We start from the raw sequence: 17,884 nt of genomic DNA, 5'->3' as shown, positions 1-17,884 counted from the left end.
TGGCGGGCCGCCTCCACTTAGTCAAACCGACCGTCAAAACTTTGCAAATAACCTTGATCGAATTTTAGCTCAAAACAAGGCTAACTAGTTTGAATACCCAATTAGTTGGCTTAGGCGATATGCAATTTAGCGTTGCTGTGTATGTAGCAAAAGCGCCGCCAATGCCATTTTTTGAAACACTCGAATGCCTTGAGCCTGTTATAAATGAGCAAATAAATAGCATAAACCAGCACTGTGGTAATGGTTGGCGAAAAGTATTTAACGTATACGCCAAAGTATTGTTTGCCCTACCAAGCGAGCATTATTCATTTGCTAAACAAGCGCCTACTTGGCAGCAATATCGCGATGAGTTTTTACTGCAAAAAAGTAGTAAAACCGCCCTGCTATTTAGCGCGCCTAATATTACTGTTACTTGTACAGATAAAGCTTCAAATAATAAAAACCAACTACATATAATTGCCGGGCGTATGCACGCTAAAAGCTTACTCCAACAAGATAAGCTTAATGCGCAATTTGAGTGGCTTGACGACGAATTTGCAATAGATACAGCCAACAACATTATAGTATGCCCGTATTTTGATTACAGGCAGCTAAGTAATATAAAAATAGCTAGGCTTAGCGAGCTAGTTGCACAACTAAAAAATAGTTAAAAGTAACTAAATGCACACGCACTAAACAAAGGTAGTGGTGCTTAGCTTAAAAGCTGAATCTGCCACTTATAAAAAATATATTATTTGGATTTTAAATTATGACAGAAAAAGAAAAAATGCTATCTGGTCAGTATTATGACCCAAGTGACCCTGAGCTTATTGAATTACGATTAAAAGCTAGCTTAAAAACGGAAGCGCTAAACCAAACAAGTGTTATTCATTTGGATGAAAGAGCTCAAATTATACATGCGTTATTTGGCTCAACAGGAAAACAAGTTCATGTAGAGTCATCATTTAATTGTGATTATGGGTCAAATATTCATGTAGGTGAAAATTTTTATGCTAATTTTGGCTGCGTTATTTTAGACGCTGCGGAAGTTAATATTGGTAACAATTGCTTTATTGCACCACAGGTTGGAATTTATACCGCTACACACCCTATAAACCCAATTGATAGAAGAAGTGGGCTCGAATATGCAAAAACAATAACAATAGGAAATGATTGTTGGATTGGTGGTCATGCAGTCATAAATCCAGGCGTTACTTTAGGTAATAATGTAGTTGTTGCATCGGGTGCTGTTGTTACAAAATCGTTTGGCGATAACGTTGTTATAGGTGGGAATCCTGCAAAAATAATAAAAATGATTGAAAGTTAATTTGCTCAACTTAAAAACTAAGCGACTCTTTAAACTTACTCCTTTTATAATATTTAAGCTTAAACCAATCGCCAATAGAGCCTTACAAATTGGTCGGTGTTTGGAATATTGTCGAAAATATAATAGCTATACGAGATAGTAGTTTAATTAAAAAACAGTTAGAAAATAGACTTACCTACGTGAATTAAATAGGGTTAATAGGAGCGACCATGGCCGGAATTTTAGATCTAAACCAATTATTAAAATCAATGCAGCCAGAGCTTAAGCAAGGCGAGTATATTTTTTGTTGCTTGGCAGGAAAGCTCGCTGATTATGTTCATTTAGAGCCACTTGCTACTTTTGTAGAAGAAGAAGGCCTAACTCTTATATTAAAAGCTGAAACCGCCGATAAAGCAGGTATTACCTTTGAGAGTAAATATAATTTAATTACTCTTAACGTGCATTCAAGCCTTGAAGCGGTAGGGTTAACCGCTGCGGTATCTGCAAAGCTCACTGAGCATGGTATTAGTGCTAATGTGGTAGCTGCGTTTTATCACGACCACATTTTCGTACAAACAAACAAAGCACAAGCCGCGATGAAAGCACTTGGAGAGATTGGTTAGGATTGCTGGCACAGCAACATGCTGAGTGATGTTGATATTAGAGCGACGGGTGGCGCTTCACTTAATCGATCTACGTTTCATAATGCTCTTGTCTTAAAAGCTTTATTAAAACCGCTTTATTTTTTATTACAAATAATAACTCTCAAATCACTCAACCACCAACTTTGATACTACCCATTTATGAAGCGGGTTTTTATTGTAGCGCGGATGCCATGCGGCTATTACGTCAAACGGCGCAGGTAACTGTAGCAGCTCTATTTTTACTAGCTCTGAGCTTACTGCGCGTGAGGGTAAAAACGCGATAGAGTCGGTAGTTTCTAGGTACATCGGCACAATAGAAAAACACGGTGCCGACACCACTACGTTACGCGTTAAATCAAAGCTTTTAAACCAATCGTCAATAGACCCTTTAAAATTTGGACGCGAAGGCGAGGCAATAATACTTGGGTAACTGGCTATTTGTGCAAGCGTTGGCTTAGTCCCCGCTATTGAAGAATTCGGCGAGGTAACGCAAATATGTTGCTCTTCAAATAACTTAATAATGGGATAAGTACTTGGGATATAGTCAGGAAATGCAATAGCTAGGTTTACTTTGCCGCTTTCCATTAAATCGTGCAGGCTGTCTAGCTCGAAGTCTCTTATTATAAGCTTTAAATTTGGCGCTTGTGCCCGGAGTAATTTAACTAATGCTGGTAAAACAACTTGCTGTGCGTAGTCGGTAGCGGCTATTACGAAGGTGCCGTTAATTGTTTTTGGGTCAAATATTTTAGGTGCTAATAATGCCTGAAAGTCGTTTAATAGTTTGTCTATATCTACCGACAATTCTTCAGCGTAGGGCGTGGGCACAAAGCCATTGGTTTTTCTTAAAAACAAATGATCGTCAAATACATCACGTAGCTTTTTTAGTTGCTCACTCACTGCTTGTTGGGTTAAGCCCAATTTACTCGCTGCTTTTGAGGCATTTTTTTCGCGGATGAGCGCTTGGAAAATACGCAATTGTTTTATATCTAATCGGTCTAACTTGCTCATACTGCTACCTGTGTTGCTTAGTAATAATATTTAACTTATCACATAACCAAATTATCTTGTATCACTTACATAAAAGGGTTGTTTCTAATTGTTGAGATACCCCCTTAATATGCTCCTACACACTAAATTGAATGATTGGAGCAAACAATGAAAACAGTAATTTTAATAGGCGCACTAGGTAAAATGGGCCAAGCGGCATTAACCGGTTTATCTAAGCATAAAGTAATTACAGCGGGTCGCTCGGGCGATGTAGATCATATTGTTGATATTACCAGCGAGCAATCAATTACCGAGCTGTATGAAAAAGTAGGCCATTTTGATGCCGTAGTTAATACGGTAGGTTTATGTGAGTACGAAACGTTTGCAGATATGAGTGAAGCCCAGTGGATGAGCACTATTATGAGCAAAATGATGGGGCAAATTAACCTTGTGCGCATTGGTCAAAAATACATTGCCGATGGCGGCTCATTTACGCTAATTAGCGGTATTTTAAACGTTAAGCCGATTCCGTTTGCTATTGCCGATGCAACAACCAGTGGTGCAATAGATACGTTTGTTAAATGTGTATCGCTTGAAATGCCACGTGGCACACGTATTAATGTGGTTAACCCTACCGTACTTGAAGAAGCATGGGACGTATACGGCGAGATGATGCCAGGTTTTCAGCCAGTACCAGGCAAGCTTGTAGGTAAAGCATTTGAGCGTTCGGTTGATGGCTTTATTACTGGCGAAGTTATTTTTGTAGATGCATAACTACCCAACATAGTGGTGAGAGATGCTAGCAAACTAATAAGCGCTTTGTATTTACAGTAACTGCAAAGCGCTTTAAAACATATTTTAATAGGTGATGAGATGAAAAAATTAATACCCGTATTTGCTATATTATTGGCTGCAGGTTGCGCCAATGTAGCGCCAAGCTCGCAATATGCTAGCGAGCCAGGTGCCGACTCTAATAAAGAATGTAAAACTATACCGCGCCATAAGCACACAGTTCAGTGGTGTAAGCCACATTCTTCTAGATAGATAAACTAAACTACATACCCACTAAAACCTAGCGCTTTAAAATACAGTTTGGGAATGCCAAATTTGCACTCGTTTAGCAGTTCGCTAAAGCGCATTCTATCAAGTGGGTAAAACTCATTTTCTAGATCGTGACCCATTTGTGTTTTACCTGTATCGGTTAAACCTAGCTGTGCACACGTTGTTAGCTGTGCTTCGCGTTCAAATGGTGTTTCAACTCGCATTAAGTCTGCAATGTATAAATGAGCGTCTTTTTTAAGACTGCCTTTAATTGCTTTTAATAACTGTTTTTTATCGCCATTATCTTGTTCAAAATGCATGACTAATAAACATAAAACGGCATCGGCTTTAACTGATAGTTTATCAACAGAGCCATTATGAATAGTAACGCGGCTTGCTATGCCCTGCTCATCAAATTGCTGCTTTGCAATTGCTAGCATATCGGCTGNCTTCTTTACCTGTGCCTGCCCCAACTACCAAAATATGTGCATTGTCGCTTAGCGTTGCTTGTAGCTGTGCGTTAGTTAGTTGATGTAATAGCTCATAACCTGGGACTAAACGGGTTATGCGGCTATCGTATTGTGTTGCTTGTTCGCCTGTAAATGTTGGCATTTTTAAACTCCCTAATAGCTATATAACTTCAACTGTGGAATATCCACCTGGCTTTTTGGCTACGTGTACTTGAGTCGCTACACGTTCGCTCATTTCTCTTACATGCGATATAACGCCTACTTTTCTACCTTGTGCTTGCAGTGAATCAAGTGCGTCCATTGCAATGCTGAGGGTTTCGCTATCTAACGTACCAAACCCTTCGTCAATAAACAAAGAATTGATTTGCACTTTGTTTGACGAAAGCGATGCTAAACCAAGTGCAAGCGCTAGTGAAACTAAAAATGACTCCCCGCCCGAGAGCGTATTAACAGAGCGTTGCTCGTCTGCCATATCGCGGTCGATAATCGCAATGTCGAGTGTTTGCGCTATTGCCGTTAATTCGTAGCGTTTATTGAGCGTTTTTAAATGACTATTTGCGTAGTGCAGTAATATTTTTAAGGTTTGTGTTTGCGCTAAATTACGCATGGTTTTACCAGTTGCATCGCCCAATACTTTATTGAGTAAGTGCCACTGTTCAACCTGTGTTTTGAGCGTAGTTAGCTCAGCTTGCTTACCTTCAAGCGCCTTTGCGTTTTGGTTATGCTGCTCAATCGCCGTATTGGTTGCCAGTAATAAACTTTGCAGCTGCGCTTGTTGCTCGTTTAAGCTGCTTAGTTGAGTATTTAAAGCCTCTGCACTTTGCGTTGGTTTATCGCTGGTGTTGTGTTTATCGAGCGTAAGTTGTTGCTGTTTTAATGCGGCATTTGCATCGGTTAGCGCTTGAGTTAACTGCTCGTGCTGATTTAAATGCGCTTTAATAACATCGCTACTAAGCGTTAGTAAAATTTTGACCTGTTCGTGCGTTGCATTGCTAAATTGCGCTTTAAAGTCGGTAAACCACTCGTTATAACGTGCCTCAAGCGTTGCTAGCTCTTGGCTGTTTTCAATTAAGCGTTGCTCTGCGTTTTTAAGCGTTATAGCATGCTCGTCTCGCTGCTTAATAGCATCGTCATGTGCTTTTTGACTTGCTTGAACCAGCGATTGTATTTGCTCTTGCTCACTTGTGAGTTTTGCTTGGTAGTCGTCTGCGCTTATTTGCTCATTATTAAATAATGCTAAGCGCTCACTTTGTACAGTGCTTAATAGCGCTTTAGCTTTTATGAGCTCTTCACTTAGTGCTTTTAACGATTGGTCCCTTTTACTTATAAGCGGGGTAAGTTGTTTTATTTGCTCATTAGCTGTGTCTTGACGTTTTTGGCTTTGCTCAAGTTGCGTTTGAGTGTGCTGGTACTGCGTAACCTGCTCGTGCAACTGGGTAAGCTCAAGCGTACTGGCTTGTAGTTGTTGCCAAAAATCACTGTTTTCAAATTGACTATTAAGCGTTGTACCGAGCTCACTAATTTGCGCACTTAGCTCGCTATGCTTGCTCGTTATTTGGTTTTGCTTATGTGTAAGCTCAAGCTGTTTATTACTAAGCTGCTGCTGTGCTTGCTGCTCTGCTTTAAGTGCTGCTTGTAGCTCATTTACTTTGGTTTGCAGTGTACGCTGGCGTTTTTGTTGCTCAAAATACTGCGCTTTTTGCTCCGTTAACTGCTTATAAGTGACCTCAAGCTGATCGGCTGTTAAGTCGTTAAGCTCGGTACGTGCGCCTTGCATGGTATTTTTAATATCAAGCTGTTTAGCTTTTGCTGTTTGTATTACTTGCTCAAGTTGTTTTTGCTCTGCGGTTAATACAGCATGTTGAGTTTGGTGCTTATGCAGCTCGCTTTGTGCATTCTCAAATTGCTTTTTGGCGGTATTAAAAGCATTTTCAAAATCAGTAATTAAGTTATTTAATTGCTGATTTTGATTTACCGCGTACGGGTGCTCCGTTGCACCGCACACTAAACAAGGCTCATTAGGGCGAAGCTCAGTACGTAAATGCTCAACGTTTTCGCTGGCTCTTAAGCGCGCTTGGTTAAGTGCGTACTCGCTGCCTTTTAGCGCTTGCTCACTGGTTATTAAATTTTGATTAAGTAAAGCATGAGCTTGCTGGCTTTCATTTAACTGCTGGTTGAGCACTTGTTGGCGTTGCGTGCTTTGTTTAAGTTCTGCGTTAAATTGCCCATAACGCTCGCGTTGCTCTTTTAAGTAATCAATACTCTTTAGCTGTACATCACAATGCTCTGCATTAAATTCAGTAAGCTGATTATCTAATACCTGTAAAGTTGATTTCTCACCATTAAGTAACGCCTCGCACTGCTGCACTTTATTATTTTGTGTATTTAAAAGATCGCTCTGATTTGTAAGCTCACTATTAAGAGCTTGGCTTTGCACAAGATTTGCTGTTAATTGCTGCTGCGCACTTAAATAAGTAGTAAAGCTTTGCTGATAGTAGCTCCAGTCTTTTGCTAAAACGTTCAGCTGTGTATGTTCATTAAGCCATTGCTGGCTTTTAGTTGAGTCGGTATTAGCAAGTTCTAACTCGTTACTGCTTTGCTTAAACTGTTGTTTGAGCTCATCAAGTTGAGTTTGCTCTTTGTTTATTTGTGACTCAGTACCCTTTACCGTTTGGGTTTGCAAAGCAATATTGCTGTCGAGCTCGCGCGCTTTAGCAATAATCGGTTCAGCGGTTTGCTTTTGCTCTTTAGCTGTTTGTAATTCGCTTTGCTGCTTTTTAAGCGTATTAGCATGCTCTGTAATTAACAAAGTGTGATCAATGCTTTTTAAATTGCTTATTTGTGTATCTAATTCATTATTTTGAGCGGTTAAGCTTTTAAAACGATTACGGTTATCTTTAATTTCAAGCGTGTTTTGTGCTTGTTTAGCTTGTTCACTTTGCTTAGCAATGGCTTCAAGTTCGCTATTGGCATTTTGTTGGTTTTGCTGAGCTTGTTTTAGTGCTTGCTCTAAGGTATTAGCTTGCTTGTGCCAATTTAGATCTTGCTCTGTGCTGGTGAGCGATTTTTTAGTAATTTGAATTAGCTCTTTTAGTTCTTCAAGCGTAACTTGTTTTTCTATTAATTCATCTTCACTAAGTAAAGTGTAACTGGCTAAGCTTGCTTTAAGTAATTCAAACTTATCTTTAATCTCTTTGTTGCGTTCAAATACACGTTGTCCAATACGGCTGAATTTATCGGTGCCTGTTAAGCACTCTAAAAGTTGTGCTCGCTCATCGCCAGTGGCTTTTAAAAATGCAGCAAATTCGTGTTGCGCTAAAAGTACAGCACGGGAAAATTGCTCAAAGTTAAGCCCTATTTTACTTTCTACTTCTTTTATTGTTTGGCTTTTATCGGCTATTAGGGTTTCGTCTGGCAGAGTTACTAATGTGTGCTCTGGTGTTTTTAGTTTACCTGTTACTTTTTTATGAGTTCGTGCAATTGTATAGCGCGCACGGTAAAGCAGTTTATCTTGCCCTAAAAAGTCTACCTCGGCATAACCTTCCCATGTACCTCTGCGCAGTAAATTACGTGCGTCATTAAGCTTAATGCTGTCGCCGTTAAACTCTATTAAGTTTCCTTTATCACCACGTAAGCGTGCTGTTTTAGTATAAAGGGCTAAACAAATAGCATCTAAAAATGTGCTTTTACCAGCGCCGGTATCGCCTGTTATGGCAAACAAGCCTGCGTCTTTTAATGGGGCTTGAGTAAAATCTATTTCTGCATCAACAATGGAGGCTAAATTATGAATACGAACTGCGGTTATTTTCATAGTTGTTCTTGCTCCGTAAGCTCGTTTATTACGTCATTCAAAAGTGCCTTTAGCTCATCAGGTACATTTTGTCCTGCCATGTCTTTATCGTTTGCGAATGCTTGATCTAATAAATTAAGCGGGTTGAGCATTTCAACTTCGCTTAAATCTTCAAATACGGTGCTGTCGTCATTTTGAGTCGATTGTTCACGTACACGTTCAATACCACAAAATTTAATATGCTTGTCTTCAAGTGCTTGTTCTATCTGCTCTCTAAAAGTGGTGTCGGTATCGCTTGATTTAAGCTTTACACGTAAATAAGGCGCTATTGTATTTTGTGTGGTGTCGAGGGCTTTAATTTGCTCGCACAAATCGGTTAATGGCACACACTCCCCTTTTGGTAAAATAATTACATCAGCTGAGCGCGGAATGTAAAGGGGGTTTACAGTTGTGCTAATGTGTTGTTTTTCATCAGTAATAAACTCAACAACATTTACTTGGTGTGTGTAATTACGCTCTGCAAACGACATCGGAATAGGCGTACCGCTGTAGCGAATAACATCGCTTTTAGCGACTTGTTGTGCTTTGTGTAAATGCCCAAGGGCGACGTAGTTTGCGTGTTTCCCAAATACATTGGCTGAAATAGACTCTTCACCACCTATTATTAAGTTACGCTCAGAATCACTAGAAATATCGCCACCTTTTGCGTGTAAATGACCCATAACTATTAATGGTGAGTTTTGCTCATTTATATTAGCTGCCTGTTCTAGCGCAAGTTCGTAAGCTTTTGTAACGCCTTGTGCGTAACTAGGGCCATTTTCAGTTTGGTTAAGTGAACTTACATCACTTGCGCGTAAAAATGGCATGGCAACGATTACAGCGCGTTTACCATTGGTATTTATGGTAATAACAGTTTCATCAGGTGTTGCAGCATCAAAGCGGCCTACTACGTGTGTATCAAACTGTGCTAGTAATGGTTTGGCTGCCAGAATACGATTTGCAGAGTCGTGGTTACCCGCAATAATAACTACGTGCAGTTGTGGGCACGCTATTTTAGCGTCTTTGATAAATTGGTATAACTGGTTTTCGGCATTAGCGCTTGGTGTAGCAGTATGATAAATATCGCCAGCAACTAAAAGTAGGTCTATTTGTTGCTCAACTAGTGTGGCTAATAACCAGGTAAAAAAGGCTTGGTGTTCTACACGGCGGTCGTGTTCATAAAATTGTTGGCCAAGGTGCCAATCTGAGGTGTGAAGGACTTTCATTTCGCGCTCTTAAAAAACCATAAGAGCGCCAATATACCCAAGACATTTAAAGATGCAAGCCCAGAGCCTGCATTAGTGCTAGGTTAAACTATACCAACTAACAAAAACCACAGGTAATGCTAAAAGTGCCATCACTAAAGGGTATTTTAAGGTTTTAGTTTGCTTTGTTTGTAAAACTTTTAACGCATTAGTTTCGTTACAAGCTGCTACTTTATCAATGTAAAAATAACCAGAATCGAGATACTGTTTACAGTTGTTCTCATTTGCCGGGATAGCAATTAGTTCTTGTTGTTTTTTTAGGATATAAAAATCCATAAGCCCACCGCATTTCTTGCTAGTAATCGATATTAATTTGAGGATAAACGTGACGAGTTTATTTGCCTCAAATAAAAAGGTGGGCGATTTTAAATACAAATGGCACCAAAGATCAACCAATAAATTAACTATTTTTAATTTATGGTAGAAATAGTTAAAAATATTGATACTACGGCAATATTTACGCCAATAATAACCCATTTCTTATTACTTTTTTGCATAGATGGGAGTCGTTTTAGCGCATCCTGTTTGTTACATGCCGACACTATATTTACGTATTTTTAGTTATTATTTTGGTAACTTTCAAGCAATTCTTCTTCAGCTGGAATAGCTTCGAGCTGCTGATCTTTTTTAACAATATAAAATTTCATAGCAGTCTCTCTTTTTTACTAATGTAATTTGAAGTTAATCTAAGTTAACAAACATACCTACACTGTAGTTTGTTGTAATGAATTAGGGATGAACCCTATAAATCGAGTTGTTTGTTCCTATTTTGATACTGAGTGATTGTGTTTTTTGTAAACCCCCTTTACAGTTTTGCTCCCGTTTATTTTAGTCATAGTTTTATACATAATAAAAAGCTGTAAAACGTTAGTGAATACCACCTTATAAAAGCTGCACTTTGTCGTTAATTTATTGAACAATAGTCATTATTTTGTCAAAGTACGCCTACTAAAATCTATCAGGACTAACAATGAAAAAAACAGTTCTTACGCTGAGCGCTTTTGTATTGCCATTGGCAATGTCGAGTGCAGTTATGGCGTCTTCAGTTGAGCAAACAAAAGGTTCTTATGTTGATAAGTTTCGTCAACTTGATGAAGCTTTGCCAACACCAAATGTTTACCGTAGTGCGGCTGGCGAACCAGGTGAAAAATACTGGCAGCAACGTGTTAATTACGATATTGATGTAAAGCTAGATGAAAAAAAGCATCGTATTACCGGTAGCCAAAATATTGAATATAAAAATAACTCACCGCATACGCTTAAATATTTATGGTTACAGTTAGATCAAAATATTTTTAGAAGTGATTCAATTGCCGAAACAACAAAAACATTTAAAAGCACTTTAGAAAGCTTACCAGCTCAAAAACCAGCTAAATTAAGTTTAGGTGAGCTACGTCGTCAGCAATTTATGAGCGACAACGAACTTGGTTACACTATTAGTGGTGTTAAAGACGAAGACGGTAAAGAGCTGCGTGTAACTGTTGTTGATACTTTAATGCGCGTTGATTTAAACGAGCCATTAGAACCAGGTAAAGAAGTAGAATTTAGCATGAACTTCGCCTTCAACATTGTTGAAGAAGATGCTGTAGGTGCACGTTCTGGTTACGAGCATTTTGAAGAAGATGGCAACGATATATTCTTAATTGCTCAGTGGTTTCCTCGCTTAGCCGCTTATACCGATTATGAAGCATGGACAAACAAACCATTTTTGGGTTCTGGTGAATTTACGCTTGAGTTTGGTGATTACGATGTAGAAATTACCGTTCCTGCAGATCACATTGTATCGGCTACTGGTAAGCTTGATAACGCGAGCAAAGTACTTACAAGTACTCAGCGCAAACGTTTAAAGCAAGCTGAAACATCTAAGCGCCCTGTGTTTATTGTTAACGCAGAAGAAGCGCTAGAAAACGAAAAAGAAGGCACTGACAAAACTAAAACGTGGCACTTTAAAGCGCAAAACGTACGTGACTTTGCTTGGGCGTCTTCTCGTAAGTTTATGTGGGATGCAAAAGGCTATCAACAAGGTGGTGACGTTCAGCCTTTAGTTATGGCTATGTCGTTTTTCCCTAAAGAAGGTGGCGACTTATGGGAGAAGTACTCAACTGAAGCGGTAGTACACACAATGGAAGTGTACTCTAAGTATTCTTTTGATTATCCATACCCAACAGCTCAATCTGTTAATGGCCCTGTTGGCGGTATGGAATACCCAATGATTACCTTTAATGGTCCGCGTACTAAGCTACAAGATGATGGTACACGTACTTATTCTCAAGCTGAAAAACGCTTTTTACTTGGCGTAGTTATTCATGAAGTGGGTCATATTTATTTTCCAATGATTGTTAACTCAGATGAACGCCAATGGACGTGGATGGATGAAGGCTTAAATAGCTTTTTAGATGGCGTTGCCGGTCGTGAATGGGATCCTACTATTCCTTGGGGCGTTGAGCCTCGCGATATAGTGAGCTATATGAAGTCACAAAACCAAGTGCCAATTATGACTCAGTCAGACAGCGTACTACGTTTAGGTCCTAATGCTTATACTAAACCTGCTGCAGCACTTAATATTTTACGTGAAGTTATTTTAGGTCGTGATTTATTCGACTTTGCTTTTAAAGAGTATGCTCAGCGTTGGAAATACAAGCGCCCTACCCCAGCAGATTTTTTCCGTACTATGGAAGAAGCATCGGGTGTTGATTTAGATTGGTTTTGGCGTGGCTGGTTTTACACCACAGACCATGTAGATATCTCTGTAGATAAAGTGTATCAATTGCGCTTAGATACTAAAAACCCTGATATTGATTACAACCGTCTACGTGATATTGAAGCAGACAAGCCTACATCGTTATTTGTTGAGCGTAACCGCGCACAAGGTAAAAAAACATGGGTTGAGCAAAATCCTGATGTTACCGATTTTTATGATGAGAACGATCGCTTTACTGTCACCAATAAAGAACGTAACTCGTACAACAAGTTTTTAAAAGGGCTTGAGCCGTGGGAGCGCAAAACGCTTGAACGTGCTTTGGAAGAAGATAAAAACTATTATGTAATGGAATTCTCAAACCTTGGTGGTTTGGTAATGCCTATTTTGCTTGAGTTAACATATGAAGATGGCAGCAAAGAAGATCGTTACATTCCAGCTGAAATTTGGCGTCGTAATTACAAAAACGTTCAAAAGCTAATTATTACTGATAAAAACAAACCGCTTGTATCGGTTACTGTCGATCCAGGTTGGGAAACAGCTGACGTAGATGTTGAAAACAATAACTACCCACGCCGCATTATTCCTTCACGTATTGAAGTGTTTAAAAAGGAAAAGAGTAAAGCTAAAGTGAGTCGCGATATCATGCAAGATATTAAAACTGAGCTTAAAAGCGATGAGAAAGAAGACGAAAAGGATGACGGTGAGGAGCAGCAATAATGCGCTTTTTGCTTATTATTGTTTGTTTTTTAGTTGCTGCGCCGAGCATGGCGCATCAGCTAAAATCGTCAGTTACAACGGTGCTTTTTAATAAACGTACGCACAACATTGAGTTAATGCATCGTTTTTATTTACACGATACCGAACATGCCGTAGGAACATTGTTTAAAGGCAAAATCGATATCATTAATAATAAAGACGATCAGCAACGCTTTGCTGAGTATGTTGAATCACATGTGGCATTACAAACGTTAAATGGTAAACCTTTACCGCTTAACTTTGTTGGAGCACAAGTTGATGGTAAGTTTTTTTGGGTTTACCAAGAAGCGCCGATCCCTAAAGATATTGAAGGGATTAGAATGAGTAACGGTGCACTGCGTGATTTGTGGCCGTCTCAAGTGAATATGGTTAATGTTGAGGGCAAAGGTAAAATTAAAACTTTAAACTTTGCTCAAGACGATACTTGGCTTGAAGCTCGCTTTGAGTAAAGTTAACAATTAGTTAACTAATACCTTCCTCATAATGCGCGTATATTAAATATACGCGCATTTTTTTCTTCCATTTAAGTCATGTTCATAATTGATCTGTTATATGTAAATTTACGTAAATTTTAAGTGTTTAGTATTGTATATTTCCCTTGTTTTGCGCAATCTATAAATATGGACTAAACTTTTTATTTTTAGTTTATTATCAATAGATTGATGTGTTTATCGCATTATTAAAAATATAATTGGTGTCATTTATTCCCATTAGTTGGGTATAAGCAGTAGAGCATTTTATGTTTAAAGTATATTTAATTGATTACTATAAAATTCAAGGATTGATATGACCACTCAGATAGAAGCTATTTATGGTGTTATTTTTGATTTAGATGGGACCTTAGTATCTTCTGAATTAGATTTTTCACTAATAAAGGCACAAATTGGTTGCCCAAGTGAACAAGATTTACTTGATTACATTGCACAGCTTCCTTCCCCTTATATGCGCGAAGAGGCAATGAATATAGTTCATCAGCACGAATTAGTTGATGCGCAGCATGCTCGTATTTTACCTGGCGTAAGCGAAGCGGTAGAAGCATTAAAAGCCAGAGGAATTCCTATGGCTATTGTCACTCGTAATTTTGATAAGGCAGCTGCAATTAAGCTGCAAAATAATCCACTGCCTATTAATACTGTTTTAACAAGAAGTGATGCACCGGCAAAACCAGATCCAAGTGCTTTAAATGCAATTGCCACACTTTGGAATATTAGTGTTGAAAATTTATTATATGTGGGCGATTACCTTTACGATATTCAAGCTGCACATAATGCAAATATGCGCGCGTGTTTATATGCTCCAGAAATAACGCCAACTTATGCAGCTCAAGCTGATTACGTTTTACATGACTTTTTTGAATTAGTGGGATTAGTCGATAGTTATTCAGAAAAAATAGAGTTATGTTAAATAGCGTGCTATTTCATTTATTCTGAAATAAGTATGTAGTTATAAAAGTTTTTATTAATCAAGTTTTGCCCATTGCAGAGCTAGCCCTATACGTTTTGAGTTGGTAAAATACCGCAAAACGTAACGTATTCATTAGAGGCACAAAATGGGCAGAGCATTTGTAGTTCGTCAAAGTTCTATGATCAAAACGGCTAATGCAAAAACAAAAGTAAACTCAAGGTATGGTAAAGAGATTTACGTTGCTGCAAAAAATGGCGAACCCGATCCAGAAGTAAATCAAACACTGCGCCGCCTAATCGAAAAAGCAAAAAAAGATCAAGTTCCCGCGCACGTTATCGAAAAAGCAATTGAGAAAGCAGCCGGTGGAGCAGGGGAAGATTACTCTGTTGCACGATACGAAGGTTATGGCCCTGGTAATTGCATGGTTATTGTTGATTGTTTAACCGACAATCCAAATCGTACTATTAAAGACGTACGTTTACCCTTTACTAAAACAGACTCAAAAATTGGCACACCTGGTTGTGTAGCACATATGTTTGATCATTATGCGGTACTTGGCTTTGCGGGCGATGACGACGAAGTTGTACTAGAAGCCTTAATGATGGCAGATGTTGATGTAAGCGATGTTGAAGCCGAGGACGGTAAAGTGTCGGTATTTGCACCACCAACAGAATACTTTAAAGCTAAAACAGCTCTTGAAGGCGCATTTGAAGGCATTAACTTTGAAGTGGACGAAATTACGTTTATTCCTCAAGTTAATATTGAAATTGAAGATGAAGACGTTATTGCTAATTTTGATAAGTTTATAAATATGCTTGAAGATTGTGACGATGTACAAAATATTTATCACAATGCGATTATAAAAAACTAAATCTAAGCTGTTAAAACTATAAAAAAGCGTGTTTTGTGTGTGCAAAATGCGCTTTTTTACGTTTGAATAAATGTTAAATATTCATGCTCGTTATGTTTATTTGAATATATATTTTAAAAATGTCATAAAAGTGCTGTTATTTTAATTTTAGGCGATAAAAAACCAGCTTAAAAGCTGGTTTAGTACTTAATTTGAACTTTAGTTACTTGGTTAAGCAGTTAAAGCGTATTCGTTTTTTGTGCTTTATATTTTATACGGTAACTATGTAGTAATGGCTCGGTGTAACCACTCGGTTGTGTTACGCCTTCTAAAACCAGTGCAGTAGCTGCTTGAAACGCAATGCTATTAGCAAGTGTTTTTTCGTTTGTTGCCATTGGAGTATAGGCATTGTCGTACTCGTTTTGGCCATCCACCACTTTTGCCATTTTAGCCATTGTTGATTTTATTTGCGCCTCAGTGCAAACGCCATGAAGCAGCCAATTAGCCATGTGCTGGCTCGAAATTCGCAGTGTGGCTCTATCTTCCATTAGCCCAATATGATTAATGTCAGGTACTTTTGAGCAGCCTACGCCTTGATCAATCCAACGAACAACATAACCCAAAATGCCTTGTGCGTTGTTTTCAAGCTCACTTTGAATATCTTCTTTTGAAAGCGTTTTAGCATCTGCTATTAACGGCGGTGTAAGCAGGTCATTAAGGCTAGCAATAGTACGTTTAGCTATACTTTGCTGCTCAGTAAATACATTTACATCGTGATAATGCATTGCATGAAGCGTAGCCGCAGTAGGGGAGGGCACCCATGCTGTATTAGCTCCCGATTTAGGATGTGCTAATTTTTGATCCATCATTAATGCCATTTTATCTGGCATTGGCCACATACCTTTACCTATTTGTGCTTTATGGCTTAAGCCACAGGCAAGACCTATATCAACATTACGATCCTCATATGCTTGTATCCATGGTTGCTGTTTAATTTGTGCTTTTGGAAGCACAACGCCCGCTTGCATAGAGGTATGAATTTCGTCGCCTGTTCTATCCAAAAATCCGGTATTTATAAATACAACACGCTCTTTTGCTGCATAAATACAGGCTTTTAGGTTTACAGATGTACGGCGTTCTTCATCCATAATGCCCATTTTAAGCGTGTTTTTAGGCAGGCTTAGCGCTTCTTCTACATGGCTAAATAAAGTGTTAGTAAACGCAACTTCTTCAGGACCATGCATTTTGGGTTTTACTATATTAATACTTTGCGCGCTTGAGTTTTTTATACCTGTTTTTTTATTTAGGTCATGCAATGCCGCAGTTGCAGTAAACATGGCGTCCATAATACCTTCAAATACCGGTTTGCCGTGTAGGTCGGTAATCGCTGGGTTAGTCATTAAATGCCCAACGTTTCTTACAAACATCATACTGCGACCTTTTAAAGTAACCGTTCCACCATCGAGCGCGGTGTATATTCGGTCATTTTGAAGTGTGCGCTCTATTGTTTTATCACCTTTTTTAAACAATTCAACTAAGTTACCTTGCATTAAACCAAGCCAGTTTTTATAAACTTGTACTTTATCTTGTGCGTCGACTGCTGCTACCGAATCTTCACAATCCATAATAGTTGTCAGTGCAGCTTCTAGTACTACATCTTTTAAACCGGCTTTATCNCTTGACCAATAAGATGGTGATGATCAATGTGTAGCTCTATGTGTAAATCATTGTTTTTTAGTAGTACTACAGTAGGGTTTTGCGCTTCACCTTGATAACCAATAAGTTGCGATGGGTTAGCTAATGTAGTTTGAGAGCTATCTCGTAAAGTGATTGATAGTGCGCCATCAACTACTGAGTAGTTAGTACTTTCTATATGCGACCCATTTTTAAGTGGCAGTGCTTTATCTAAAAACTGGCGAGCGTAAGCCATTACTTTAAAGCCACGCACTGGATTGTAGGTATTGCCTTTTTCTGCACCATCATCTTCGCTTAGTACATCGGTACCGTATAAGGCATCGTATAACGAACCCCAACGCGCGTTAGCGGCATTAAGTGCAAAGCGTGCGTTGCTTACAGGCACAACCAGCTGAGGGCCTGCTGTAAGTGCTACTTCGGGCTCTACATTTTGGGTTTCAATCTCAAAGTTGGCAGGCTCTTTTACTATGTAGCCAATATCTTGCAAAAAGGTATGGTACTTAACGCTATCCCACGTTTTATTCGCTAAATGATAGTTATCTATTTGTTGTTGTAGTAACTCGCGCTTTTCAAGGAGCTCATTGTTTATAGGGGTAAGTGTTTGCACAATGCTGGCAAAGCTTTGCCAAAACTGCTGCTCATTTAAATGGGTGCCAGGTAATAATTGGTTTTTAACAAAGTCAGCGAGTTGGGTGTCTACGCTTAAACCTGAGTGTGTGAGAGTGTGGGTCATAATTGCCTTCCTTAAACGGTCGCTGTGTTGTTGTGCGCTTGTGCGTTAAGGCAACAATAACTCAAAAAGGCAATGTTGAGTGCTTTTTAGCCATTCACAAAATGTATAGCCATAATAACAACTATAAATTTACTAAATCTAGAAAAGGAGCCTAATGTTGAATTAAGCGAAACGGAGCACACACTCCTAGCCACTCTCACAACATTAAAATAATTTACACACTC

General features: G+C 38.8%; 13 protein-coding genes and 3 pseudogenes. 10 read left to right on the top strand and 6 right to left on the bottom strand.

Annotated elements, in window-relative coordinates; all coding sequences use genetic code 11:
• The 4 genes and pseudogenes from L647_RS1000000126700 to L647_RS0123395 form a co-directional block, all read left to right on the top strand.
• Positions 1-88, top strand: a pseudogene (locus L647_RS1000000126700) (DUF188 domain-containing protein); the annotation flags it as partial.
• 1 nt (position 89) lies between these two features.
• On the top strand, positions 90-650 hold the full coding sequence (locus tag L647_RS0123405) for a hypothetical protein (RefSeq protein ID WP_024613122.1): 561 nt from the start codon (positions 90-92) through the stop codon (positions 648-650).
• Between the two features lie 98 nt (positions 651-748).
• Positions 749-1,306: a sugar O-acetyltransferase gene (locus tag L647_RS0123400; RefSeq protein ID WP_024613121.1), complete on the top strand. Its 558-nt coding sequence runs from the start codon at positions 749-751 to the stop codon at positions 1,304-1,306.
• Positions 1,307-1,515: 209 nt separating this feature from the next.
• Positions 1,516-1,908, top strand: coding sequence for an ACT domain-containing protein (locus L647_RS0123395; RefSeq protein ID WP_024613120.1), 393 nt, complete (start codon positions 1,516-1,518; stop codon positions 1,906-1,908).
• 147 nt (positions 1,909-2,055) lie between these two features.
• On the opposite strand, the gene L647_RS0123390 is transcribed toward L647_RS0123395, so the two are convergent.
• Complete coding sequence (locus L647_RS0123390; RefSeq protein ID WP_024613119.1) at positions 2,056-2,937, bottom strand: LysR family transcriptional regulator; 882 nt, start codon at positions 2,935-2,937, stop codon at positions 2,056-2,058.
• A 147-nt stretch (positions 2,938-3,084) separates the two neighbouring features.
• On the opposite strand from L647_RS0123390, the gene L647_RS0123385 reads away from it, so the two are divergent.
• Together L647_RS0123385 and L647_RS1000000126085 are read left to right on the top strand one after the other, a co-directional pair.
• Positions 3,085-3,690, top strand: a complete 606-nt coding sequence (locus L647_RS0123385) for a short chain dehydrogenase (RefSeq protein WP_024613118.1) — start codon at positions 3,085-3,087, stop codon at positions 3,688-3,690.
• 99 nt (positions 3,691-3,789) lie between these two features.
• Positions 3,790-3,960 carry a hypothetical protein gene (locus L647_RS1000000126085; RefSeq protein ID WP_158001083.1) on the top strand — a complete coding sequence of 57 codons (171 nt, stop codon included), beginning with the start codon at positions 3,790-3,792 and terminating at the stop codon, positions 3,958-3,960.
• A 5-nt stretch (positions 3,961-3,965) separates the two neighbouring features.
• On the opposite strand, the pseudogene L647_RS01000000124895 reads toward L647_RS1000000126085, so the two are convergent.
• The 4 genes and pseudogenes from L647_RS01000000124895 to L647_RS0123360 all read right to left on the bottom strand — a co-directional run bounded on the left by L647_RS01000000124895 (position 3,966) and on the right by L647_RS0123360 (position 9,797).
• Positions 3,966-4,569, bottom strand: a pseudogene (locus L647_RS01000000124895) (class I SAM-dependent methyltransferase).
• An 18-nt stretch (positions 4,570-4,587) separates the two neighbouring features.
• The gene (locus L647_RS0123370; protein WP_024613117.1) at positions 4,588-8,238 is read right to left on the bottom strand and encodes an SbcC/MukB-like Walker B domain-containing protein; all 3,651 of its coding nucleotides are present in this window, start codon (positions 8,236-8,238) and stop codon (positions 4,588-4,590) included.
• On the bottom strand, positions 8,235-9,482 hold the full coding sequence (locus tag L647_RS0123365) for an exonuclease SbcCD subunit D C-terminal domain-containing protein (RefSeq protein ID WP_024613116.1): 1,248 nt from the start codon (positions 9,480-9,482) through the stop codon (positions 8,235-8,237). Before L647_RS0123365 ends, L647_RS0123370 begins: the two co-directional genes overlap by 4 nt.
• Positions 9,483-9,560: 78 nt before the next feature.
• On the bottom strand, positions 9,561-9,797 hold the full coding sequence (locus tag L647_RS0123360; RefSeq protein WP_024613115.1) for a hypothetical protein: 237 nt from the start codon (positions 9,795-9,797) through the stop codon (positions 9,561-9,563).
• 694 nt (positions 9,798-10,491) lie between these two features.
• Between L647_RS0123360 and L647_RS0123350 the strand changes: the two genes are divergently transcribed.
• From L647_RS0123350 to L647_RS0123335, 4 genes are all read left to right on the top strand, one after another.
• Positions 10,492-12,939, top strand: coding sequence for a M1 family metallopeptidase (locus tag L647_RS0123350; protein WP_024613114.1), 2,448 nt, complete (start codon positions 10,492-10,494; stop codon positions 12,937-12,939).
• Positions 12,939-13,427 (top strand): DUF6702 family protein, encoded by a 489-nt coding sequence (locus tag L647_RS0123345; protein WP_029880603.1) that lies wholly within the window; start codon positions 12,939-12,941, stop codon positions 13,425-13,427. The genes L647_RS0123350 and L647_RS0123345 overlap by 1 nt, the downstream gene beginning before the upstream one ends.
• A gap of 337 nt (positions 13,428-13,764) precedes the next feature.
• Positions 13,765-14,382: an HAD-IA family hydrolase gene (locus L647_RS0123340; RefSeq protein ID WP_024613113.1), complete on the top strand. Its 618-nt coding sequence runs from the start codon at positions 13,765-13,767 to the stop codon at positions 14,380-14,382.
• 145 nt (positions 14,383-14,527) lie between these two features.
• Positions 14,528-15,253 carry a YebC/PmpR family DNA-binding transcriptional regulator gene (locus L647_RS0123335; protein ID WP_024613112.1) on the top strand — a complete coding sequence of 242 codons (726 nt, stop codon included), beginning with the start codon at positions 14,528-14,530 and terminating at the stop codon, positions 15,251-15,253.
• A 218-nt stretch (positions 15,254-15,471) separates the two neighbouring features.
• Here the strand turns inward: L647_RS0123335 and L647_RS01000000124885 are convergent.
• A pseudogene (locus L647_RS01000000124885) lies at positions 15,472-17,660 on the bottom strand (malate synthase G).
• Positions 17,661-17,884 lie beyond the last annotated feature (224 nt).

Source organism: Pseudoalteromonas sp. TB64 (assembly GCF_000498095.1).
Taxonomy (GTDB): domain Bacteria; phylum Pseudomonadota; class Gammaproteobacteria; order Enterobacterales; family Alteromonadaceae; genus Pseudoalteromonas.
Note: the sequence above shows the minus strand (reverse complement) of the source record. Positions and strands in the feature narration are given on the sequence as shown.

Coding starts and splice junctions, on each gene's coding strand:
- L647_RS0123400 (WP_024613121.1), top strand. CDS start 749: ATGACAGAAAAAGAAAAAATGCTATCTGGTCAGTATTATGACCCAAGT.
- L647_RS0123395 (WP_024613120.1), top strand. CDS start 1,516: ATGGCCGGAATTTTAGATCTAAACCAATTATTAAAATCAATGCAGCCA.
- L647_RS0123390 (WP_024613119.1), bottom strand. CDS start 2,937: ATGAGCAAGTTAGACCGATTAGATATAAAACAATTGCGTATTTTCCAA.
- L647_RS0123385 (WP_024613118.1), top strand. CDS start 3,085: ATGAAAACAGTAATTTTAATAGGCGCACTAGGTAAAATGGGCCAAGCG.
- L647_RS1000000126085 (WP_158001083.1), top strand. CDS start 3,790: ATGAAAAAATTAATACCCGTATTTGCTATATTATTGGCTGCAGGTTGC.
- L647_RS0123370 (WP_024613117.1), bottom strand. CDS start 8,238: ATGAAAATAACCGCAGTTCGTATTCATAATTTAGCCTCCATTGTTGAT.
- L647_RS0123365 (WP_024613116.1), bottom strand. CDS start 9,482: ATGAAAGTCCTTCACACCTCAGATTGGCACCTTGGCCAACAATTTTAT.
- L647_RS0123360 (WP_024613115.1), bottom strand. CDS start 9,797: ATGGATTTTTATATCCTAAAAAAACAACAAGAACTAATTGCTATCCCG.
- L647_RS0123350 (WP_024613114.1), top strand. CDS start 10,492: ATGAAAAAAACAGTTCTTACGCTGAGCGCTTTTGTATTGCCATTGGCA.
- L647_RS0123345 (WP_029880603.1), top strand. CDS start 12,939: ATGCGCTTTTTGCTTATTATTGTTTGTTTTTTAGTTGCTGCGCCGAGC.
- L647_RS0123340 (WP_024613113.1), top strand. CDS start 13,765: ATGACCACTCAGATAGAAGCTATTTATGGTGTTATTTTTGATTTAGAT.
- L647_RS0123335 (WP_024613112.1), top strand. CDS start 14,528: ATGGGCAGAGCATTTGTAGTTCGTCAAAGTTCTATGATCAAAACGGCT.